At 37.7% G+C, this 408-nt stretch carries 1 protein-coding gene; it reads right to left on the bottom strand.

Annotated elements, in window-relative coordinates; translation table 11 throughout:
• Positions 1–176: 176 nt before the first annotated feature.
• The coding region (locus tag UF06_RS27260; protein WP_139046440.1) for a hypothetical protein at positions 177–408 on the bottom strand (232 nt) is incomplete at its 5' end.

The following is a 408-nucleotide window of genomic DNA, read 5'->3' as shown; positions in this document are numbered from 1 at the left end:
TAACGCCCGGTTAAGGGGCAGACAACGCCACTACTAAGCTTCCGCATAACATCATAACCACAAAAGCCAACGCATAATAAAAATGCCACGCGTTGGCTGTCCCTCTTGAACCGTTTGTTATGTTTTATTCCAACCAGCTGATTTTGTTAAGAATAAACTTAGGAATTTCAACTAGTTTAAGACATTATTGCCTTACTTCTAAAAAGTGTTTTTTTGCATGATAAGCAAATATGTTTATAACGAGGATCTGCATGAGCTGTTAATGGTTGGAAAATCACTTTGTCTGAACCACAACTAAAGCATTTAGCACTTTCTGGATCTGCTGTTTTACATTCAGGATGCTTTATCAAATAATTCTCAAGTGTCGGCAATTTGTGCCAATCATCATCCTGTGGCTTCGAATATGAT

The organism is Vibrio sp. S234-5, assembly GCF_000960595.1.
Lineage (GTDB): Bacteria > Pseudomonadota > Gammaproteobacteria > Enterobacterales > Vibrionaceae > Vibrio.
The sequence above is the reverse complement of the archived record's forward strand: the minus strand, read 5'-3'. Positions and strand labels throughout refer to the sequence as shown.